Below are 21863 nucleotides of genomic sequence, written 5' to 3' on the forward strand. Positions count from 1 at the left end.
AATCGCTCAAGCAGAGCGCGTACCATGACCGTGGCAGGCGCGCGTTCAGCAAACCGGTTGAGAACATCATCAAACATCGGTTGTCAACTCCAACTCTAGAAATAATATCCATATTATACAATGAGTTGCATCACCTTAAAAGGGCTGGTGTCGTAGATTTTCATGGAGCAAAGATGCGTGGCATAGACTTTGCTGAAGCGAGCTATCAGTCTAAAAAATAGGAAAAGCCCATGGTAATCGGCGCTTTATCGCAGATGCAGCAGTCAAATTCACTTCGGACCCCTGATAATCAACCAGAACTTGCCGATAAAACCGGCAATCTTTTGCCGCGCGAGAATCGCGGAGATAGTGTAGATATTAGCGAAAGTGGGCGCTTAGCCGTAGAGCGTGAAATGCAAAATATAGCTACTGCACGCGAAAATCAGGAGTTCGTCGATTTCCAAGGACCTGACGGAAAAATTCGCCTTGGACTAACGGCATTAGGAGAATCCACAATTGATGTCTGGTCAGGCAAGGGGTTTGAAATAGCTAATGAGTCTATCCTTGCTGCGGCTGAGGCATTTCAGAATGCATTCCGTAGTAATTTGAGAGAGCACGGATCATCAACCGCTGGTACCGCGATATCATTGAACCGACACCAGATTGTTATTAATTCGCAAGTGGTACCAGAGTGGTTCCTTGAGGAATACAAAGGCACGCTTTCATCAATGGAAGATAGTAAAATTAAAAGTGCGTTCGAGAATGGCGAAACATTTTATGTCTCATCACCAACCGCGTTCAATCTTGAAGCTCTAAACCGATACGCCGAGATTGAACACAAAATGTAAAAATATGCAGGAGCTAGGACGAATCACTGCGACAATCGCCAAGAATGGGAGTCGTTTGGGACAGGTGTTATCAAGCGCTTCTGACAGCCTGTTATGCCAGCGTCAGACACAAAAGCCCCAGCAGCATCACCGCTGTGCCGGCAAGCTTGGTGAGCAGGCGTTCTTCGCGATAAATCCAGCGTCCGAGCAGGACGGCAAAGAATCCTGCCGAGCGTTTAACGGCCATGGCGTAGGAGGCCAGCGTCAGGCTGAGCGCAATCTGATCGGCCAGGCGCATCAGCGCGAACAGTACCCCAAGTGCCAGCAGCGCGCGACTGTGCTGCAACAGCTTGCGGGAGAACGCCTGGCGCACAAAATCCCGCTGTTGCAGACGGAAAATAATGACCAGCACCAGGGGATTGATCAGCGCTACCATCACGGCAAATGACAGCGGATCGGAGAGCTGAATCGCCAGGCGTCCGAAGCTGGAGGCGGCTGCAAAGCAAAAAGCTGCCGCCAGGGTAAACAGGCTGCCGGGGTTGGTGACCAACCGCACCAAGGGAGCCGACCAATGTCCAATGCCCGGCTCAATGCTCAGCACATAGCCGCCCAGCATCAGCAGTCCCAGTCCGCAGGCCCCGCCCAGACTCGGCAACTGGCCGGTCAGCAGCCACTCGATGGCTACGACGAAGCCTGGGGTCAAGGTCAGCACCGGACCGACCAGGGAGATCTCGCCACGCTGGATGGCGATATTCAAGGCCCAACCCCCCAGTCCAGACAGAATGCCGCCGCACAACACGGCGGCGACATAGACCGGCTGGTGCAGGGGGAAATCGTGATTCCAGATGATTAACGGAAAGGTGACGATTAGGCTCGACAGGTTGACGTACAGCGTCAGGGTTTGAGCCGAGAAGTCGAAACTCAGATGCTTGGTGACCGCGAGCCTGGACGCATGAAAAAACGCCGAGAGCAGCGAAAACAGAATCCACAGATGCGCATAGCCGGCCAAGTCCATTAGCACCAGCCCCGCGTGAAGTCTCGCAGACGCCTGACCGGCGGAAGCGTCCCGGCGGACTGCTCCGCAAGCACAGTACGCAAGCGGTTGGCAAAGGCGCGTTGCCAAGCGGCGCGCTCCTGCCAACGAACGGCGCTGAATTCACCCGCGCCGCGCAGAATGCGCACACTCGGTACAGTACCGATGGGCAGCAAACCTGCACAACCGATGCCGGAGAACAGCTTAGCAGACAACAGTAGATAAACCCGGGGACTGGCGACAACAGGCTGTTCTGGCGTATTCACCTGCGGCGCATAGAGATTGAGCCCATAGCATGGCTGGTTCAGGCTCATGCAGTGCTGGCGTGCCGCCGGGCTGGCGCCTCGCAGGCGGTCTGCGCTGATCGGCGACAAGTCACGCAGCGCATTGCCCAGGGTCATCAGGGATGATTCCAAAGCTTCGGGCAGTCCCAGGTTCCGCACCGCTGCGCGACGCTCGGATGCGGGGCGCAGCGCATGCCGACACCAGGGCGCTGGCGGCTCACTGTGTCCAAGCAGCGCCTGAGTGAGTGCGGCGGCCAGGGCCGCGAGACGCTGATGCAGCGCGCGCACCAGGGATTCAAAGCCCGCTTCACCCAGCACCGGCCAACCGGGCAGTTCAATCAGGCAGCCCGGCGGGCGCTGACCTTGGGTGCCGAGCGTCCAATCGGCATCCAGCAGGCGCCCGCCGATCGCACTCAAATCGAGATCCGCCAGGGCGGTTGCGATCAATGGGCCACTCAGGAAGCTCAGCGGGTCAAGCAGTTGACGGCGTATGCGCGTATCGACCGTGGCACTGACTGGCTGCGGGACGGCAATCGCCTGCAATTCTGCCGCACTCCAGTACAGCAGGTGCAGATGAAACTGTTTGGCCGCCTGGACGCTCTCGCGATCCTGGGTATACGGGTCGCAGTTGATCGCCAGAGCCAAGCGCCCGCCACTGAGATGAAAGTCCGCTTGCACCTGGGGCAAGGAGACGAAGCGCACGAACTCCAGGGCACTGCGCCAAAGCGCGCGGCCAGTAACCGGCAACACATCGACCGGGGTCGATTTGGGTGTGGGCGACACTTCGCTGAGCATCAGGTCGTGGAGCGCATGCGGCGTGGCTTTGTCGATCAGCGCCAGACGATCGGTGGCCAGGCTTCCCGGTGACGACTTCGGAGGCACGCAATCCCAGGCCAGCAAGGTGCGACGCCGAAAGCGCTGCGCCGGTGGTCCTCGGGTTTCAGCGCTGTGCAGCGCAAAGGCCGCTGGTGCGCCCGGCACGCGCAGATGCTGCCAGGCCGTCAGCATCTGCTCAGCCTCGGGGGGGCGCAGCGCGGCAAAGGGATCAGGCGGGTGCATCGGCATCGAATGGGCTCAATGGATCAACGACTCAACGGCTTAATGGCTTAAAGTTTGACGCAGTCACGGGCGGCTGGCCAGAGCCGCTAACGGAGTCACTGACGCAGCCGTTGACGGAGTCGGGCGGCGGGGGCGATACAGAAGGTCATGCTGACAGCCTGGCAGATGTGGGAGGGGAGGGGAGCAAAAAACAGTTCTTGATTTTTTCTTCATTTTTTATCAAAATTTTCTACTGTAGATAGGTTATCTACAAACGCGAAGGTTTCGCGTTCCATGGTCGGGGTCGAAGTCGAATCGCAAGGTTGTTCTCTGTTCAGGATGAACGCCGAGGCAGCTTTTATGGCGCAAGCTGGGTTTCGACGGCTGAAATCGTCCATGTTGCCGGTGTTGACCGGCCATTCGGTTGGGACTGCTCAACCAGGACTCCAGTTGCTTGCCCGCAAGGGTGCTATCAACGGAGAGCGAAGTGCCTAAAAACTGCATAAGCAACTTTGTTTAGGTTTTTAGAAACAGAGGCGATGGTGAACCGCGTGATTCCCAATCTGCTGGCGGTTCGTGCCAGGCAGTTGGATCTCGCGGTGGCTGGAACCTTCGAGTCTGCACTCGCCGTGCTGGATGGGGTTGGGCGCATGATCGGGCGTCCCTTCGACCCACCCATTCCCTTGTGGCTGTGGCTGTCTGACCAGCCGCGCGGTGAGACTGGCGATGCGCAACTGCAGCCCTTTAAACGCTTATTCAGGATTTGCGACCGGCCGGCACTAGGGCGCCGCTGGCTGCTGTTGGTTGCCCTGGCACCGGAGGCGCTCAACGAGTCGCGCCTGGAGGCGCTGCTGGCACAGTTCACCGGAGCCGGAGCAAGAGCCGGATCCGATGCGGACGCGGGCGGCCTGGCTGTGGTGCCAGCACCGGCGGATGGTGCGCAACGCCGCTGGATGACGCAGCGGTTGCTACAGGCGAATTGGCTGCCCATCTTTGTCGATGCGCCTGCGCAACGCCGGGCACCTGAGGTCGCACTTGGAGCCCTCGACAGCGATCACCTGGGGCGAATCATCCATGAGTTGTTCCTTGAGAACGCCTGGACGCGGGGCGAACGACTCGGTTCCACACCAGCGCTGCATCCCTGGCGGCGGCTGGATGAGACCTATCGTCAGGCCAATCGCTCGCAGGCGGCGCACATTGCCTGCAAGCTCGCCTGTGGCGGTCTGATCGCGATTCCGGAGCCGGTGATGGCAGATGGGCAACAGGCGCCGCTGTGGTCGCGACCGGAGTTTATTGAGCCCTTGTCGCGCATGGAACATGACCGCTGGGCGAGCGATCGTCTGCTTGACGGCTGGGTCTATGGTGCCCGCCGCGATAATGCCGCCCGCCATCATCCAGATCTGATTCCCTATGATGACCTGTCGGAAGCCATTCGCGAGAAAGATCGCGTGGCGGTGGCGACCATTCCGTTTATTTTGCAACTGGGCGCCTGTGGCTGGCGTCCGCTGGCGACGGTGCAACTGGCCGGACGCTGGCCGGATCCGAACACACAAGCTCGCTGGCGGCGGCGCTGGCGCGCAGACTTGCGGCGGGTGGTCGAGGAGCGCGCACCGGCGGTGCTGGAGTTTCAGCTCAATCCGGCGGTTTGGGAGGAGTGCCAGCTGGGACTGCTGCTGGCGGAATGCGGTTTTCCACTGGCGCTGCGCCTGTCCGCACCGGCGTCGGTCAGCGCCCTGGCCACCGATGCCGCACATCGCGAGGCACTGCTTGGTTGTTTGACGCGCTGCCGTCGGGTGCTATGGGCGGATGACGCGCCGCACCTGGCAACCTCGCCGCTGCCAGCGCTGTCACCGCAACCACTGGAGGTCATGCTGGCCGAGGGAGGCGGTCTGCGGGTCGAACGCCATGGCATGGTGGAGGTCTGATGTCGCGTCCAGCCTTGGCTGTTAGCGCCCTGCGGCCCCGCACGGCGCCCGGATGGCGGACCGGCTTACTCGATAGCCTTGATGCCGTGGGCGCCGTGGTGCTGTCGCCCGTCGAGCTGGTTGGCATGGCAGTGGTGCTGCTGGGGCGCATGGCCGAATTCATGCTATTGGCGCCCTTTGCGCGTGATCGTTTCGCGTTTCAGCGGCTGATTTTCGCGCGCGATCTGGGTGATCTGCTGTTTGGACCGGCGCTGCGGGTACTAGCGATCTGCGTGGTGCTGGGGATAGCCGTGGCACTGGTGATTGAGCAGTTTGCCACCGGATTGCTGTCGCAAACCGGCACGGCGAATCTAGTGATTGTGACATCTTTGCAGCAGATTCCGCCCTTTGTTGCCAGCGGAGTGCTGGCCGCGCGAGGCGCCTTGCCGCTTGCCGTGCGACTGGCAGAGATGGTCGATCGCGGCCAGATCGATTCCATGGCGATTATGGGCGTCGATCTGGTCATGTTGCATGCGGTGCCACGGGCGCTGGCGGTGAGTCTGGCGTCGGTGGTGCATGCAGTGCTGGCCATGGTCGTCTTTGGGGTAACGACGGTGCTCAGTCTTGCCGGTCTTGGCCTGGTCTCGACGGGTACCTTTTTGACCGCACTCAAGCTCTTGCCGGTGTATGAGAAAATATCGCTGATCGGGCTGCAATTGCTCACCGCGTCGATCCTGGTGGTGGCGGTGGCTCTGGTGGAAGGGATTCAGGGCCACGGCGAAGAGCGTGTCGATCTGGCCCGGGTCAGCATGGTTTGTATTCTCAAGGCGGCTACTGTGGTGTTGCTGGTCAATCTGTCCTTTGCATTGTCGCGCATGCCCGATTTGCCGGTGCTAGTGTGGCGATGAGGCCGGCAGCACCCGTGGATGAGGCAGCCGCGAATGGCCTGAGCGTCGAGGTCAGGGGGCTGGTGGTGCGGCGCGGGCGCCGGCGGGTGCTCGACGGGGTGTCCTTGCAGCTGGCCGCTGGTGCCTTTCTGCGCATCACCGGCCCGGCGGGCTGCGGGAAGAGTACGCTGTTGCAGACGCTGGCCGGAGTGCTCGATGCCGATCAGGGCAGCATTCGGCTTGGTGGGCGCCCGGCCGCAACGGCGCTGGCAGCTGGTCAGGTCGCAGCGGTGTTCCAGCGCGATTCCTTGTTGCCAGAGCTGACGGTGCTGGAAAATCTGCTGTTGCCGCTGATCGCCGGGCAGCACTTGTCACGGCGCCTGGCCATGTTGCGTGCTCAGGTATTGTTGGCCCAGTTTGGCCTAGTCGATATTATGCACGCTTGGCCGGCACGCCTGTCCGATGCCTTGCGCCGCCGCGCGCTGCTGGCGCGGGTGATGGCCGTGCAGCCGCAGCTGTTGCTGCTGGATGACATTCTGGCTGGTCTGGATAGCGCCGGTCGGGCTTTGATTGGGCGCCTTCTGTCGCCACCCGACGGACGGGTCGCCAGCATTATCGCCACCAGCAGCCGGGTGGATGATTTCGCGCACGAAGCGGAGCTGTTGTTGACGCTGCCCGAGGGGCGCATTAGCCCCAGCGAGCCTGGCCAGGAGGGGAGCGGGTGCGACACCAGGCCTTAAGGGTGCAAAATCGCATGGTGGGCGCAGTGGTGGTGGTGCTGGCCGTATGGGCAGCCGTAACTGCGGTTGGGCAGTTGCGCGAGCGCCAATCCGGCGCGGCCTACTTCACGCTGACCACAGATGTCCTGGGCGTGCAGGCCGGCAGCCTGGTGACTCTGAGCGGATTCGAGATCGGTCAGGTCACGGCGGTCCGGCTGCAACCTCAGGAGGGTCTGGATGCTCAGACTGCCGGGCCGCAAAGCGCGGCGGAACTGGTGTTTCGGGTGGATTTTCAGGTCGTGGAGCCGGTGGTCTTTCCCGCTGGAGCGACCTTTCTTGGTGTTGAGGAAGTGAATCCGGTTGCTCCGGCGCGATTGGTGATCAAGCCCTTTGTGTGGAATCAATTTCCAGCGACATCTGAGGCCGATGCTGACGACGGGGTGCAGATGCCCTCTGCAGCTCGAGTCGTGCATGACTGCCCCCAGCAGCCGGCAACCGCGCAGGGGATGATTGCCGCCGATGGCTGCATCCCCACCCTGGCGATGGAAGAAGACATGCGCCCCGGTCTCAGCGGCTTGATCGCCGCCGGCACCGAAACCCTGCTGGCCCTGCAGAAGACCATTGCCGAGTTCGGCGCTCTGGGTCAGGAAATCCGCACCAACAACGAACGCTTTGGCGCCATGCTCAGCGACAAACCCGGTAGCCTGTATCGGCTGCCCGGTGCACTGGAAGACGCCGCAGACCGGGTCGCTACCGTCAGCGAGCATCTGCACGCCGATATGATCGAGCGGGTTGATCGCATGGTGACTCCGGAGACCATCGCCTCCCTGACCCGCTCGGTTGCCCAGCTTGAGGAATTGATCCGTATCAGCGGTCAGGGCAGTCAGGAAACGCTTGAAAACCTCGCCGCCATCACCCGCAGTCTGAACCAGATCACCTGGGAGCTGGAGCACGACCCGATTGGATTCCTGCGCGGTTCCGGTAGGGGGACACGATGACCACAACTGCGCTGAGTCACCCAGGCGGGTGTGTGATGCGCCGCAAGTACTGGATGCGCTTGATGCGCAGGGCATTGATCATGCTGCTGGTGACCAGCTTGGTGGGAGGCTGCGCCTTCCAGTCCGCAGCGCCGACACAGATGTATCGGCTGAGTATCACCCCCGATCCAGCACTGACCTCTGCCTCTACACGATCCCCATTGGCGGAGACAATTGAGCTAATGCCCTTGCGCTCCAATCGCCCACAGAGTGGCTCCCTGGGCATTCTGGTAGCCCAGGTTGGCGAAGTAGTGCGAGTGGATGAGTTTGCCGCCGGGCGCTGGGAAGAAGCCCCGGAAACGGCCATCGACTGGGCGCTGCGCTCGCAGTACGGACTCAGTGCCAGCGGCGGAGCGACCGGTCGCACACCAGCGACTGGCAGGAGCCGTCTGTACTGGTCGCTGGATGCGTTTGAAATGGTTGAACCGCTCACCGGCGACCCGCCTTACGTGGCCGTTAGCATTCGTTTTGAGTTGCGAACACCAGCCACACCTGAGGCCATGCAAACCGGGATCATTCACGAGCGAGAATACCTGCCGGCCCAGGCACCGCTGCAAACCGTAGTCCTGGCCTTTGACCGCGCCACTTCGCGCGCGATTGCGCGCCTGATGTCCATCCCTGCGGCGGTGCCGAGTGGTGCTCAGAAACGTGGCGCGCGGTAGTGGATCTGCTCGGCGGTGAGGCGCTCACACAGAGCTTGCATGGCGGCGTCCAGCGTGCCACGGCCTCGAAAGCCCAGGCGAATGCAGGGATCCTCGCCCATGTGCGGCAAGCTAAAGAGCTTCAGCGCTGGAAACTCGGCACCGAGGTCATGCATCAGCGGGATCAGGCGACTTTCCGCCACTCCCACCACTTCGACCGCCTGTTCGGTGAGCGGTATGGTCTGCGCTCCGGTGGTAGGCGCATAGTGGGTATCGAGCACCCAATCGACCATTGGCCAGGCCATGGAGGGGAAGCCGGGCAGGAACCAGTGCTGATGTATCTGGAAGCCGGGCACCCGCGTCACGGGATTCGGGATCAGGGTGCTGCCCTCAGGCAGCTCGGCCATCAGAATCCGATGCGGATAGGCCTCGGCACCGAAGCGTTCCTCAATGATGGTGCGTGCTTCGGGATGCGGCACCAAGGGCACTTCGGCGGCCGTGGCCGCACAGGCGCGAGTGTGATCATCCGGGGTGGCACCGATGCCGCCACAGCAGAACACCGGCGTCGGCTTGGTACCGGGTTGAGCCGGGGCAACAGCGAAGGATTGACGCAGGTGTCGCACAATGGTTGGCGGATCATCGGGCAGCATCCAGTACCAGGCGAGCTGATGCCCGCGTGCCAGCAGACGCTCGCGCAGGGCTGGAAAATGGCCGTCGCTGCGGGTGCCATTGAGCACCTCATCGCCAATGACAATGAGGCCGAAAGCGAGCGGCGCGGCTTGTGAGTCGGTGTCTGACATCAGCCTGTCCGTGTGAATCGTCGTATCGAATCGTCGTGTGTCGTGTGAGGTTCAAACGCCGTTACTAAAAGCCTCTGATAATCTGGATAATCCAGCATAATCTCGGAGCTTGTTCACGCCGTCATCACCGACGCCGCCGAAGCGGTCTTACTTGGCTCTTGCGTGCGTTTAGGGTCTCGCAGTAACGCGGCGCGACCGTACTCATTTAGGTTCACAGCGGCATTCAGGTCTCTATCCACCACATTGCCGCAGTCGCATTCCATCGTCCGCTTGTCCAGCGGCATCTCGTGAACCTGACCGCAGGCCGAACACATCTTGCTCGACGGGAAGAAGCGGTCAGCGACCACCAGCTCCACGCCGCGCAATTCAGCTTTGTAGGTCAACATCTGCCGCAGGGTGCCGAACCCCGCATCGCTCACGGTACGGGCGAGCTTTCGGTTCCTGACCATCCCACGCACGTTCAGGTCTTCGATGGTGATGACCTGGTAGTTGCGCGTCAGGTTGTCCGACAGCTCATGGAGCACCGCCTGCCGCTGGTCGCTGACGCGCTTATGCAGCTTCGCTACCGCAAGCTTGGCTTTCGCTTGACGGTTGGACTTGGGCTGTTTGCGCGACAGATGGCGCTGTTTGCGGGCGAGCTTCTTCAGGTTCGCCTTCAGCTTCTGGTTGGCGGGTATCTCGGTTCCGTCCGATAACACAGCCAATGACTTCAGTCCGAAGTCCACGCCGACAGATTCCCTATCAGGCGCGTGCGGGTCGTAATCCTGCGTCTCGACCAGGATGGACGCATAAAACTTACCCGCCCGCATTGAGATGGTGACCTGGTTCAGCGTTCCCGTGAACCGCAGTGTCTGCCGCATCTTGATGCGCGTCTTCAATTTCTCGATGCGCAGCGTGCGCCCATCGACATCGAACTTCGGTTTCTCCCGCAGGGCGAAGCTATCGCCAACACCTTTCTTCTTGAACGTCGGAAACCCGGGGGTTTGGCCCAGCTTCACGCGGCGAAAGAAATGCTTGAATGCATTGTCCAAGTCGTCGATGGCGTTGCGCGTAACCCGCGCTGACACCTCGTTGTACCAAGGGAACTGCGGACGCAACACCTTGATGTAGTGCTGATATGCGGCGGCTTTTGACCACTTCACGCCGTTCTGCTTGAAATGTCCGAGAAGCTGGTTGTAGCAGTGCCTCTTAGACCCACAAGCGCGGGCCAGGTAGTCCGCTTGTTCAGCTGTCGGACGCAGCTCAATCTTGTGGGCGAGTAACATCGTAGGCGCCAATGTCTTCGGCTATCGCATCGCCTGCCGTCTGCAGTTCCTGCAACAGCTTCTTGTGCTTCTTCGAGCGGCTGCCGTAGAGCCGCGCAGTGAAGACTGTGATGATTTCCAGCACATCCTGGGCAAGTTCTTCTTCAAAGCTTGGTTGCTCGCCTTTATGGATGATGACAATCTCGATGCCTTGGATTTCGCACAGGGCAAAGACCAACTCAGAACCAAATCGCAGCAGCCTCTCCTTGTGGGTCAGTACCAAACGGCGCATCTGCTTGCGTAGCACCATCTCCAGCAGGCGTTGAAGCCCTTTCTTGCGGTAGTTCATCCCGGAACCCAGGTCGCGAATAACCTCCGTTCTCCATCCTTTGGCGGCGCAGTAGGTCTCCAGTATTTCATGCTGCCGGTCAAGGTCTGCATTCTGATCGTGGCTGGATACGCGGGCGTAGCAGATGGTCGGCGCGTCCGCGTCGCTAAGCTGAAGCAGCTTAGCAACATCGTAGTAGCGAGTGCCTCCCTTGGTCTTGCGGGCTGGTAGCAGCTCGCCAGTCGTTTCCCACTTGCGTAGGGTATCGACCGAGCTACCGAGTAGCTTCGCCGCCTCACCAATCTTGACTAATCGCTTTTCCATTTACGTAGGTTATACAAGATTAAATAAGATTACAAGCAGCAGTTACGAGCCCTTGATGCTAGGCTCCATCTCAACCGGGCAGTTCAACGAGCGCGCGATTAAACAAAGTTTGTGCGATTTTTCCAGAATTCGCTGACCCTGTGCCTCGCTGCCAGCCGCGACGGTAAGCTCGGGGCGAATGACAATGCGCTTGAAGCGATAGCCAATTTTGTCCTCCTGCAACAACTCGCCTTCAGCGGTGGAGCGATAGTCTTTAATCTCCAGTTTCGACATCCCGGCGATGACTAGCACATAATTGGCCAGGCAGGTTTCAGCCGCGATCACCAACAGATGCTCGGGACTGAAGCGCGCACTGTCGTGGGGGGAACCGACTGCCAGCGGGGCATGGCCATCAATGGCGATCTCGCCGCCCTCGCCCTGTCCGGTCCAGGTGTAAGCGGTGTGGTATTGCATCGGAATCTGACTCATGTAGGAATCTCCTGTGGTGATGGATCGAAAAGAATACGCAGCCTCGACCGATGAGCCGATCACGCAACTGCGGTGGCAGCCGTGGTGGCGTTTCAGCGCCTGGGGGCTACTGGCCCTGGTTGTGGTCTTGTCGCTGCTGCCCACGGGCGTGCCGGCGGGCTTTGAAGGTGGCGACAAGTTGCAGCATCTGCTGGCCTATATGGTACTGGGATTCTGGTTCGCGGTGCTCTATCCGCGTCAGCGACGCCTGAGCCTGCTGGGGCTGATTCTGCTTGGCGCGGCGCTGGAAGTGGCGCAGGGGCTGGTGCCGGCCCGCATGGCCAGTCCCTTCGATGGATTGGCCGATGCCCTCGGGGTTGTATTGGGTATCTGGCTGGCCCGCTCGCCGGCGCAGGGGCTGTTTAGCTGGATCGAACGACGCCTGCTGAAAGCTGATGAAACCTGAATCAAGGCTGATCAAGCCTGAGGTCAGTCACAACTGCAACTGAGCACCAGCGCCGCCGGGGTGCGCATGCTCATCAAAGGCCTGCACAAAAGCGGCGATTCCGGCTTCCCCGGTACAGTGGGTCGCCAGCACATCGGTAATCCCGAGATCGCGCAGTGTTTGGATCTCCTGCGCAATAGCCACCGCATCGGCATACATTAAATGAAAGCCACCGATGGCCCAGCGGGCCGCTGTGGGTAACACCGCATTGGCCTTGGCAACCAGCGCACTCATGCCTGGATGCGCGCAGCCACTGATCACCGCAGGACCACTCGAGGTCTCCAGCACCAGCGCATGCTCGGCAGGCTCGCTCGCAAGCAGGCCGGTTGAATACAGGCCCGGGGCGAATTCCAGCGGATTTTCATCAACAATCAGGTTGCGAATGCCAAGATCGAGCAGATCGCCGATCAGGTGTTTGGAGAATCCCTGATGTAACACACACTGAATCTGCGGGTTAAGCTCCAATATCGAATCCAGCCCGCCGATGTGATCCCAATGCTGATGGGACAAAAACAGCCAATCGATACCGGTCGGCGCCACACCAAGCGCCGCCATATTCGCCAACAGCACCCGGCCGTTGCTGCCGGTGTCAAACAACAGCCGCTGGCGCGCATCCGCCGGGCCATACTCAATCAGAGTCGCAAAGCCCCACAGCGGGCGAGTACCCGGTACACCGGGAATGTTGTCGAATAGCAGTTGAATCTGGATGTTATGCATGAGGAGTTCAGCCTTTGCCTTTATTGCACCACATTGACTATCCACCATCGAAGAAAACCATGGACTTTAGCTCGTTAAACACGATGTCGCCACACCGATTTGGGCTGATCGCCTTCGATTTCGATGGCACCCTGGCTGACAGCTATGCCTGGCTGGTCGCTGCGCTGAATCAACTCGCGCCGCAGTATGGCTTTCGCTCCGTCAGCCCGGCGGATGAACCCGAGCTGCGCCAACTTGGTGCCTCGGCCATTCTGCGACGACTGGAGCTGCGCTTCTGGAAGCGCCCACTGGTACTTCGCGCGTTGCGCCAGCGCATGGCGCAGGACATTGCACAGATCAGCTTATTCCCCGGCGTGGCCGAGCTGCTGGATGTGTTGGCAACTGGCCCGGCACCGCTGGCGATTGCCAGTTCCAATGCGCGGGAGAATATCGCCCAGGTGCTTGGAACCGCGCGTCTGGTGCACTTTGAGCGGCTGGAGTGTGGCATCGGGCTTGGTGGCAAGGCTGCCCGTCTGCGCGCACTGCGCCGGCGTTATCGACTCGCGCCGGGGGAGTTGCTCTACATTGGCGATGAGATCCGCGACCTGCAAGCCGCGCGTGCAGCGGGCGCGGCCAGCGGTGCGGTGACCTGGGGCTACAATCATCCGGACGCGCTGCAAGCGCAACGCCCGGATTATCTGTTTCACCAGCCCAGCGACATTGCCAGGCAGCTCGGTCTGGAGCTCAGGTAATTACATCCGGTTCCGTGCGCCCGGTGCGCGCCTCGATTTGTGCCAGTTCGCGGGCGATCAGAATCAGCGGTTGCAGGGCGCTCTGCACTTCCTGATCATGCTGCTCAGGGTCGGACTCGAAGCGCTCGATATAGACGCGCAGCGTAGCACCCGAGGTGCCAGTGCCGGACAGACGCATGACGATGCGTGAGCCGTCTGCAAAACCGATGCGAATGCCCTGATGGGCTGACACGCTGCCATCAACGGGATCGGTGTAGCTGAAATCATCGGCATAAGCGACCTGATAATCGCCCAGCTGACGACCGGGCAGCGTATCGAGCAACAGGCGCAGATGATGCACCAGACCCTCGGCGGCCTCACTGTCGATGGCTTCGTAATCGTGGCGGGTGTAGTAGTTGCGCCCGAAGCGTCGCCAGTGATCACGCACGATGGTGGCAACCGACTGGCGCTTGGCGGCAAGCAGATTCAGCCAGAACAGCACCGCCCAGAGGCCATCTTTTTCGCGCACATGCGCCGAGCCGGTGCCGAAGCTCTCCTCGCCGCACAAGGTGATGCGCCCAGCATCGAGCAGATTACCGAAAAATTTCCACCCGGTGGGGGTCTCAAAGCAGCCGATGCCAAGCGCCTCGGCGACCCGGTCTGCGGCCTGGCTGGTTGGCATAGAGCGCGCCACGCCGGCAATACCAGCTTTGTACCCGGGGGCTACTTCGGCATTGGCCGCCAATACCGCCAGGCTGTCACTGGGGGTGACGAAGAATTCCTGTCCCAGAATCATATTGCGGTCACCATCGCCATCGGAAGCGGCGGCAAAGTCCAGCCCATCGGCGCCCTGGGTGCGCTCGACGATCTCATGGGCATGCACCAGATTCGGGTCGGGATGACCGCCGCCGAAGTCTTCCAGTGGCACACCGTTGATTACGGTGCCAGCCGGTGCGCCAAGCTGGTCTTCCAGGATGGCTTTGGCATAGGGGCCGGTGACTGCGTGCATGGCATCGAAGCACATCCGAAAATTACCCGATTTGAACAAATCGCGAATGGCTTCGAAGTCGAACAGCGACTCCATCAGCCCCGCATAATCGGCCACCGAGTCGATCACGCTGACACGCATCTCACCAAACTGGCTGTCGCCGATCTGATCCAAATCGAGTGCCAGAGTTTCAGCCGGAAAGGTCAGGTATTGGTCGATCTCGGCGGTACGCTGATAGATGGCGTCAGTAACGGATTCAGGAGCTGGTCCCCCGGAGGCGACATTGAATTTGATGCCGAAGTCTTCATCCGGGCCGCCGGGATTATGGCTAGCTGAGAGCACAATGCCACCCTGGGTGGCATGTTTGCGAATAATGCAGGACACCGCTGGCGTGGATAAAATCCCGCCCTGGCCCACCAGCACCCGCGCCACCCCATTGGCCGCCGCCATGCGCAGAATGGTTTGAATGGCCACACGGTTATGAAAGCGTCCATCGCCCCCGACCACCAGGGTACCGCCGTGTAGAGTGGCCTGGGTGTCGAAAATAGCCTGGACGAAGTTTTCCAGATAATGCGGCTGCTGAAACACCTTGACCTTTTTGCGCAGACCGGAAGTGCCTGGTTTTTGTCCCTCAAACGGCTGCGTACTGACAACTTGTGGTTCCATCTCAATAACCCTTAAAAATGCGGTGGATGAATTGTAACGTTTTAACCGTATCACGCCCAATGCGTGATAAATTTGGCACGGAAAGTCGGTTCGTTATAGATTCCAGTTGCATGGTCGGTGCTGCGTCACTCGCTGGTTTCAATCCGCGCTGGCAGGCGAATTTCCATGCTGATCGGCAGATGATCGGACAAGGCATAGTTCACCACGCGCGCATCCAAAATTTCGATGTTGCCAGAAACCAGGATGTGGTCAAGGTTGTGCTTGGGACGCCAGCTGGGGAAGGTTTTGCGCTCACAGTCCAATCCCTGCCAACCAGTGCGTTCGACCATGGTGCGCAGTGCTCCTGAACCGCATCCACTGTTGAAATCACCCATCAGCACCAAGTAACTGTAGTGCTCGGCCAGTTCCATGAGAAAATCGAACTGGCGTTGTCGTGCTCGGGCGCCCAATGCCAGATGCAGCACACAAAGGGCCAGCTGTTCTCCGTTACTGGTGTGAAATTCACTGAGCAGCAACCCGCGTCCCGGCAGGCCAGGGAGTTTGTGATCCTGAATGCTGTTAGGTTTCAGACGACTCAGCAAGCCATTGCTGTGTTGAGCCAGGGAGCCGAGATTGCGATTGATCTGGCGATACCAATGCGGATAGCCGGAAATTTGGGCGAGAAATTCGGTTTGATCGATAAAGGCGCTGCGCAAACTACCGGCATCGACTTCTTGCAAGCCCACCAGATCATAGCCGGCAATCATTTGACTGATGCGCGACAAATTGCTCATGCGTGCCCGGTGCGGGAGCAAATGCTTCCAGCTGTTGGCGAAATAATCGCGATAACTAACCGAGGCAATACCGCCCTGGATGTTGTAACTCAGCAGTCGCAAGCGATCCATGGCTGTAAATTGGAAGGATTTGGAGTATATCGCCCTGTTCAGAGGCGAGTCCCATAGCCAACCGCTGCTTAGGCGCAGTTGGCTATGGAGGAGGGGAGGGAAGGGGCGCTATGAAAACGTGCTGAGGCTATTGATGCAAGCCAGAAATGTACTGGGCCACGGCAGCAATTTCATCATCCGTCATGCGAGCAGCAACACCCCGCATCATCCCGTTGGGATCGTTGGCACGTTCCATCTTGCGAAACAACTTCAGTGTCTGGTCGATGTATTCCGGATACTGACCCGCCAGGCGCGGGAACTTGGACAGATTAGTACCCATGCCAGCTGGACCATGGCAACCGGAGCAGGCGGGAACGCCGGTTTTGGGATTTCCGGCCCGGAAGATTTTTTCACCCAGCTCGACCAGTTCGGGATCGGCTTCACCGCCGGACTGCGGCAGGGCTGAATAATAGGCAGCCACATTGCGCATGTCATCGTCGGTCAAGGGTGCCGCCATAGGCGACATTTGCACATTGTAACGGTCGTTGTTCTTGAAGTTGTTCAGCTGCTTATAGATATAGTTGGGGTGCTGACCTGCGATCTTGGGCCAAATCGGCTGCGCCGGCAAGCCATTGCCGTCGATCGCGTGACACGCCTGACAAATTTGACTGGCTTTTTCTTTACCCTTCTCGGCGTTGCCGGTAATGGTGCCCGCAGAGCTCGCGAACAACGAGGGAGCCGCGGCCAGACCCGCGACCAGGATACCTGTGATCAGGACTCGCTTCATAATGCCTACCATTTGCTTGAATCTGGGTGGTGTCTTCAGGCCCGCGCTGACTTGCAGGCACGCTTGCCGTTACGACTGAAAAACCCGTCATGTATATCAGAATTCGGCGACATGGGCAATCTGCCGCGCGGAAAACCTGTGCTAACTGCCCAAGTATCCTAGCCTAACGGCAAGGACGCAGGCCTGCATGGCGAAAGCTCAATGAGCGGCTGGCTTATGCATCGGCATGATGCGACGGGTGTCGGCGGTGACCGCACGTTCGCCGCCGTCATCAAACCTCAGTTGCACATCCACCGCATCGCCGACGGTCAGGGGCTGTTTTAAGCCGATCAGCATCAGATGTAGACCACCGGGTTGCAGAACCGCTTCACCCTGGACGGGAATCGGAATCTGCTCAATGCGGCGCATTTTCATCACTCCATCCTGCTGCACATGGGTATGGAGCTCCACCACCTGAGCCACGGAACTGGAAGCACCGATCAAGGCCAGGGGTTGCTGCGTCGGGTTGCGAAGCCGCATAAAAACGGCACTGTTTTGCTGCCCGGGCGGCACAGCACGCGCATAGACATCCTCCAGCAGCAGCGCTTGGCTTGCCGGTGCCGGTTTGAGATAAGTGCGCAGGGTTGCCAGCATCTGTTCCGGGGCTGTGGCGTGGGCAAAGGCTTCGCGCAGCTGACCCTGGGTATCGATCAGATAGGTCGCAGCCGAGTGATCAATCAGATAGCCCAGCGCTGAATCCTCATCCTCCACCCGCCGATAGACAGCACCATAGCGCTGGGTCAGTGCATTGAGTTCTGCTTCGGTGCCGGTCAGGCCCAGGATATCCGGATGGAAATATTCAACATATTGCTTGAGATGGGCGGGGTGATCGCGCTGGGGATCGACGCTGACAAAGAGCGCCTGCACCCGAGCGCGTTCCTGAGGTTCGAGTGCCCGCAATGTCGCTGCCAGCATGGCGAGGTTGGTTGGGCAGACATCCGGGCAGGCGGTGTAGCCGAAGTAGAGCAACACCAGCTGGCCGCGAAAATCCGCCAGCGCTACCGGCCCGTCGGCCGATTGCAGCACAAAATCCCCACCCGGAGCCGATTCCAGTGCGGAATCAGGCTCGGCATTGAGCCGAGCAGGCTGTGGCGCTTGCGGCTGCCAGCCGAACCATAACCACGCCAGCACTGCCACCAACGCGACACTGGCGATCATGGCCGCCAATCGCCACCTGCGCTGTGAACCCGACATCGGCTTAGGCATTGAGTCCGAGCGACACCGTCATGCGGTGCTTAATGGCCAGCTCAATGTAGTGCTGAGCAGCGTATTCCAGATACTCAAACTCCAGATCCGTCAAACGACGCTGCCGCCGTGCAGGAGCCCCCACATAGAGATAGCCGCCCTCCAGCACCACGCCAGGCGTCACTAGGGCACCAGCAGCCAGCATGCACCGCGGCTTCAGCACCGAGCGATCCAGCAAGCGGGCGCCAATGCCTACCAGGCAATGCTCATGCACTTCGCATCCATGCAGCACGGCCTGATGACCAATCGTAACATTATCGTGCACAATGGTTGGGGCGCCACCGGGCAAAAACCGGCTATCGTGGGAAACATGCAGAATGCAACCATCCTGAATATTACTGCCAGCCCCGATCTCGATACGATGAATGTCACCACGCACAACGCTTTGCGGCCAAATCGAAGCCTGGGGACCCACTTGGACATTGCCAATCACAACCGCCGTTTCGTCAATCCAGGCATCGTTGGCAACCTGTGGTTCCAAGCCCTGATAGCTGCGAACATTGTTCATTTTAAATTAGCTCCTGACGTTTGGCCCTGTACATCGCGGCGGCTATGCTAGCACGATGCACCCTTGACTTGGACCACGCGCAACCGAGGTGAAGCCGACTATGAGTATCCCACACAAGTTCTGCCCCATGATAACTGACTCTGGACGCCGACGTTCGAGAGCAGCGCTGATGGGCCTGATTATGCTGAGCCTCAGCATCAGTACAGCCGCACAAAATAATTTTGTGAACGATGCCGAGCCTGATAGTCCCACCAGCGTGCGCGATGCCGAATCATGGAGCGAACAATCCTTCACCTTGCCAGCCTGGCCGCGTGAACAAGACTTGGTTCCCGTGCGCCTCGACAACGCCAAAGGGGCCTTCAACTACTTTCTTGATACCCGCAGCCTGCACACAGGCACTGATCAGGTGGTGCGCTACACCCTGGTGGCGGAATCGACCTCGGGTGCTCGCAATCTGTCGTTCGAAGGTCTGCGCTGCACCGCGCGCGGACAGTATCGAGTCTATGCCTATGGACAAAATAGACACTTTGAACCCACCCGTCTGAGTGAGGACTGGCATCCGATTGATCGCAGCGGTGCCGACCCCATCCATGAGGAACTCTGGCGGACTTACCTCTGTGTGCCTCGCCTGTTCGCACCCCGACCGCGCGCATCACAACTGCGAGCCCTGCGTCAGGGGCGTGTCGGCGATTATGAAAACAGTGGCTTTCTGACCGAATAGATCCACTCGTTTACAGTACCACGCATTGCAGTACCATCCGTTCTCTTGCAACTCCACATCAACCCTAGCTGTCAAAATCACCGATGACCAATCCGCTCCTGTCCGAACGTCCCCTGGCTGAATTCTCCGCCATCCTGCCCGAGCAGGTGGAACCCGCCATTGAGGCGCGTCTGACCCAATGCCGCGCCGTCATTGCCGCCGTCACTGACCACCCCGAGTCGGCCACCTGGGACAACTTTATTGAGCCGATTGAGGCCGCCGATGAAGCTCTCAACCGTAGCTGGTCACCCGTCAGTCACCTCAATGCCGTGATGAACTCCGAGGCCCTGCGCGAGGCCTACAACGCCTGCCTGCCCAAGCTCAGTGAATATGGCACGGATGTGGGGCAAAACCCGCAGCTGCTGCACGGCTATCAACAAGTCGCCAAGACACCCGGACTCGACGCCGCCCAGCGCAAAATGCTGGAGCATGGCATCCGCGATTTTCACCTCTCCGGTGTGGATCTGGACGCCGAGCAAAAAGCGCGGTTTCGCGCCATGAACCAGCGCATGACACGCCTGACCAGCCAGTATGAGGAAAACCTGCTGGATGCCACCAATGCCTGGTTCAAACACATTCAGCAGGCTGATCAACTCAAAGGTTTACCGGACAGCGCCCTGGCTCTGGCCCGACAGCAAGCCCGCGAGCGCGATCTCGACGGTTGGGTACTGACACTCGACATCCCCTCCTATCTGCCGGTGATGATGTACGCCGAGGATGGTGAACTGCGCCGCGAACTCTACACCGCCTATTGCACCCGCGCCTCCGACCAAGGCCCTCAGGCTGGGCGCTGGGACAATGGTCCGCTGATGGAGGAAATTCTGGCATTGCGCCACGAGCGCGCGCAATTGCTGGGCTTTGCGAATTTTGCCGAGCTGTCCCTGGCTCCCAAAATGGCCCGTTCCACCACCGAGGTCATGGATTTCCTCAATGATCTTGCTGAGCATTCGGTCAGCCGCGCCCGTGCCGAACTGGAAGAGCTGCGCGCCTTTGCCAAGTCCGACCATGATCAGGATCAACTCGAACCCTGGGATCTGGCCTATTACTCGGAAAAACTGCGGCAACACCGCTATGACATCAGTCAGGAAGAACTGCGACCCTATTTCCCTATAACCCGTGTGTTACCCGGCCTATTTGAAATCGCCCGGCGCCTGTTTGACATCCAGATTCGCGAGGCGACAGCCCCGGGGCTGTGGCATCCGGATGTCCGTTTCTATGAAATCCTCGATAGCGCTGGCACCCGATGCGCGCAATTTTATCTGGATCCCTACGCCCGGCAGAAAAAACGCGGCGGTGCCTGGATGGACGTCTACGCCAACCGCTACTGGACCCATGGTCATCAGCAGATTCCAGTGGCCTATCTGGTATGCAATTTTTCTCCGCCGATCGATGATCAGCCCGCGTTGCTGACGCATCAGGAAGTCCAGACGCTCTTTCATGAGTTCGGCCACGGATTGCAACACATGCTGACCCGAATCAACTATCCCGCCGTCGCCGGAATCAACCAAGTGCCCTGGGATGCTGTCGAGTTGCCAAGCCAGTTCATGGAAAACTGGTGCTGGGAACGCGAATCCCTGCATCTCATCGCCGGCCATGTCGAGACCGGCGCCCCCTTGCCGGATGAGTTGTTCGAGCGCATGCGTGCCGCGCGCAACTTTCAGTCGGCCATGCAAATGGTGCGCCAACTTGAGTTTGCACTGTTCGATTTCCGCCTGCATCTGGAGTATGACCCCAAGGCTGGCGCTCGCATCGACAGCATTTTGGATCAGGTGCGCGAACAAGTCGCCGTGATGAAGCCGCCGGCTTTCAATCGTTTCGCGCATGGCTTCGCGCACATTTTCGCCGGTGGCTATGCCGCCGGCTACTACAGCTACAAGTGGGCTGAGGTGCTGTCTGCCGATGCCTTCTCGCTGTTTGAAGAACGCGGCATTTTTGACACCGCCACTGGTCGTGCTTTTCGGGAACAGATCCTTGAGCCCGGTGGTGCCGCTGACGCCATGGACTTGTTCATCGCCTTTCGCGGCCGCGAACCAACCACCGAAGCCTTGCTGCGGCACAGCGGTATCCAGGTGGATGTGCAGGAATGTTAAGAAGCTGTTGGGAAACCTGACAGTAAACCTGTGGATAAGTCCGGTACAACAGTGAATAAAAAACTGCGGACAACTTATCCACAGGTAAGGGCGGCAACTGTGAGCTCTGAAACTGTAGTGCAGAAACTTGAAAAAGCTGGCATTTTTTGACTTCCCAAGTTAAGCACAGCCCTTACTACGATTACTGAGATCTTTTAAGATTAATCATTAAGAACAGCAGAATCCCAGTAGGGACAGCCTGAAGTGCCTCCAAACTTGTACACTTGGTCCAAACCAACCAATCAGTCAATAACAAATCATCGCCAGAGCCGTTGACTCTTGCAGAGTCAATGTTGATGGCTCAAGCCAGCCCTTTTAAGGTGATGCAACTCATTGTATAATATGGATATTATTTCTAGAGTTGGAGTTGACAACCGATGTTTGATGATGTTCTCAACCGGTTTGCTGAACGCGCGCCTGCCACGGTCATGGTACGCGCTCTGCTTGAGCGATT

The 21863-nt window shown here is 59.2% G+C and carries 23 protein-coding genes; 11 read left to right on the forward strand and 12 right to left on the reverse strand.

The window, feature by feature from the left end:
- A partial coding sequence (locus tag CKO36_RS19400) for a hypothetical protein (RefSeq protein WP_207161486.1) occupies window positions 1-221 on the forward strand: 221 nt, incomplete at its 5' end.
- 9 nt (window positions 222-230) lie between these two features.
- Window positions 231-827, forward strand: coding sequence for a hypothetical protein (locus CKO36_RS14750; protein ID WP_200285079.1), 597 nt, complete (start codon window positions 231-233; stop codon window positions 825-827).
- A gap of 91 nt (window positions 828-918) precedes the next feature.
- Here CKO36_RS14750 and CKO36_RS14755 read toward each other — a convergent pair whose 3' ends face one another.
- Window positions 919-1821, reverse strand: a complete 903-nt coding sequence (locus CKO36_RS14755; protein ID WP_200285130.1) for an EamA family transporter — start codon at window positions 1819-1821, stop codon at window positions 919-921.
- Complete coding sequence (locus CKO36_RS14760; protein ID WP_200285081.1) at window positions 1821-3188, reverse strand: hypothetical protein; 1368 nt, start codon at window positions 3186-3188, stop codon at window positions 1821-1823. The genes CKO36_RS14755 and CKO36_RS14760 overlap by 1 nt, the downstream gene beginning before the upstream one ends.
- Window positions 3189-3700: 512 nt before the next feature.
- Between CKO36_RS14760 and CKO36_RS14765 the strand changes: the two genes are divergently transcribed.
- The 5 genes from CKO36_RS14765 to CKO36_RS14785 are packed head-to-tail and all read left to right on the forward strand — an operon-like array spanning window position 3701 to window position 8370.
- On the forward strand, window positions 3701-5086 hold the full coding sequence (locus CKO36_RS14765) for a RyR domain-containing protein (RefSeq protein WP_200285083.1): 1386 nt from the start codon (window positions 3701-3703) through the stop codon (window positions 5084-5086).
- Window positions 5086-5973, forward strand: coding sequence for an ABC transporter permease (locus CKO36_RS14770; RefSeq protein ID WP_200285092.1), 888 nt, complete (start codon window positions 5086-5088; stop codon window positions 5971-5973). Before CKO36_RS14765 ends, CKO36_RS14770 begins: the two co-directional genes overlap by 1 nt.
- Before the next feature lie 14 nt (window positions 5974-5987).
- Window positions 5988-6692, forward strand: a complete 705-nt coding sequence (locus CKO36_RS14775) for an ATP-binding cassette domain-containing protein (protein ID WP_200285100.1) — start codon at window positions 5988-5990, stop codon at window positions 6690-6692.
- Window positions 6674-7669 (forward strand): MlaD family protein, encoded by a 996-nt coding sequence (locus CKO36_RS14780; protein ID WP_200285102.1) that lies wholly within the window; start codon window positions 6674-6676, stop codon window positions 7667-7669. Before CKO36_RS14775 ends, CKO36_RS14780 begins: the two co-directional genes overlap by 19 nt.
- On the forward strand, window positions 7666-8370 hold the full coding sequence (locus CKO36_RS14785; RefSeq protein WP_200285104.1) for a hypothetical protein: 705 nt from the start codon (window positions 7666-7668) through the stop codon (window positions 8368-8370). The genes CKO36_RS14780 and CKO36_RS14785 overlap by 4 nt, the downstream gene beginning before the upstream one ends.
- Here the strand turns inward: CKO36_RS14785 and CKO36_RS14790 are convergent.
- From CKO36_RS14790 to CKO36_RS14805, 4 genes are all read right to left on the reverse strand, one after another.
- Window positions 8349-9149, reverse strand: coding sequence for a competence/damage-inducible protein A (locus CKO36_RS14790; protein WP_200285106.1), 801 nt, complete (start codon window positions 9147-9149; stop codon window positions 8349-8351). The two genes, CKO36_RS14785 and CKO36_RS14790, sit on opposite strands and share 22 nt — an antisense overlap.
- Window positions 9150-9262: 113 nt before the next feature.
- Entirely contained in the window at window positions 9263-10414 is a 1152-nt protein-coding gene (locus CKO36_RS14795; RefSeq protein ID WP_200285108.1) for an RNA-guided endonuclease InsQ/TnpB family protein, read from the reverse strand.
- A complete protein-coding gene (locus tag CKO36_RS14800; RefSeq protein ID WP_200285110.1) occupies window positions 10392-11045 on the reverse strand; it encodes an IS607 family transposase in 654 nt (217 codons plus the stop codon). Before CKO36_RS14800 ends, CKO36_RS14795 begins: the two co-directional genes overlap by 23 nt.
- A 42-nt stretch (window positions 11046-11087) precedes the next feature.
- On the reverse strand, window positions 11088-11513 hold the full coding sequence (locus CKO36_RS14805; protein ID WP_200285112.1) for an OsmC family protein: 426 nt from the start codon (window positions 11511-11513) through the stop codon (window positions 11088-11090).
- A gap of 19 nt (window positions 11514-11532) precedes the next feature.
- On the opposite strand from CKO36_RS14805, the gene CKO36_RS14810 reads away from it, so the two are divergent.
- Window positions 11533-11958 carry a VanZ family protein gene (locus tag CKO36_RS14810; RefSeq protein ID WP_200285114.1) on the forward strand — a complete coding sequence of 142 codons (426 nt, stop codon included), beginning with the start codon at window positions 11533-11535 and terminating at the stop codon, window positions 11956-11958.
- 27 nt (window positions 11959-11985) lie between these two features.
- Here CKO36_RS14810 and CKO36_RS14815 read toward each other — a convergent pair whose 3' ends face one another.
- Window positions 11986-12714, reverse strand: a complete 729-nt coding sequence (locus tag CKO36_RS14815) for an MBL fold metallo-hydrolase (RefSeq protein ID WP_200285116.1) — start codon at window positions 12712-12714, stop codon at window positions 11986-11988.
- A gap of 83 nt (window positions 12715-12797) precedes the next feature.
- Between CKO36_RS14815 and CKO36_RS14820 the strand changes: the two genes are divergently transcribed.
- Window positions 12798-13445 carry an HAD hydrolase-like protein gene (locus CKO36_RS14820; RefSeq protein WP_200285118.1) on the forward strand — a complete coding sequence of 216 codons (648 nt, stop codon included), beginning with the start codon at window positions 12798-12800 and terminating at the stop codon, window positions 13443-13445.
- On the opposite strand, the gene CKO36_RS14825 is transcribed toward CKO36_RS14820, so the two are convergent.
- From CKO36_RS14825 to CKO36_RS14850, 5 genes are all read right to left on the reverse strand, one after another.
- Window positions 13438-15078, reverse strand: coding sequence for an alpha-D-glucose phosphate-specific phosphoglucomutase (locus CKO36_RS14825; protein ID WP_200285120.1), 1641 nt, complete (start codon window positions 15076-15078; stop codon window positions 13438-13440). The two genes, CKO36_RS14820 and CKO36_RS14825, sit on opposite strands and share 8 nt — an antisense overlap.
- A 125-nt stretch (window positions 15079-15203) precedes the next feature.
- Complete coding sequence (locus CKO36_RS14830; protein ID WP_200285122.1) at window positions 15204-15962, reverse strand: endonuclease/exonuclease/phosphatase family protein; 759 nt, start codon at window positions 15960-15962, stop codon at window positions 15204-15206.
- Between the two features lie 127 nt (window positions 15963-16089).
- A complete protein-coding gene (locus tag CKO36_RS14835) occupies window positions 16090-16728 on the reverse strand; it encodes a c-type cytochrome (RefSeq protein ID WP_200285124.1) in 639 nt (212 codons plus the stop codon).
- Between the two features lie 198 nt (window positions 16729-16926).
- On the reverse strand, window positions 16927-17925 hold the full coding sequence (locus CKO36_RS19855; protein WP_242469638.1) for an SCO family protein: 999 nt from the start codon (window positions 17923-17925) through the stop codon (window positions 16927-16929).
- Window positions 17926-17965: 40 nt separating this feature from the next.
- Window positions 17966-18520, reverse strand: a complete 555-nt coding sequence (locus CKO36_RS14850) for a gamma carbonic anhydrase family protein (protein WP_200285126.1) — start codon at window positions 18518-18520, stop codon at window positions 17966-17968.
- Window positions 18521-18689: 169 nt separating this feature from the next.
- On the opposite strand from CKO36_RS14850, the gene CKO36_RS14855 reads away from it, so the two are divergent.
- Window positions 18690-19241: a CNP1-like family protein gene (locus CKO36_RS14855; protein ID WP_242469639.1), complete on the forward strand. Its 552-nt coding sequence runs from the start codon at window positions 18690-18692 to the stop codon at window positions 19239-19241.
- Window positions 19242-19324: 83 nt separating this feature from the next.
- Window positions 19325-21370 (forward strand): oligopeptidase A, encoded by a 2046-nt coding sequence (gene prlC / locus CKO36_RS14860; RefSeq protein WP_200285128.1) that lies wholly within the window; start codon window positions 19325-19327, stop codon window positions 21368-21370.
- Window positions 21371-21863: the final 493 nt, after the last annotated feature.

The sequence above is a fragment of the Rhabdochromatium marinum genome (assembly GCF_016583795.1).
Lineage (GTDB): Bacteria > Pseudomonadota > Gammaproteobacteria > Chromatiales > Chromatiaceae > Rhabdochromatium > Rhabdochromatium marinum.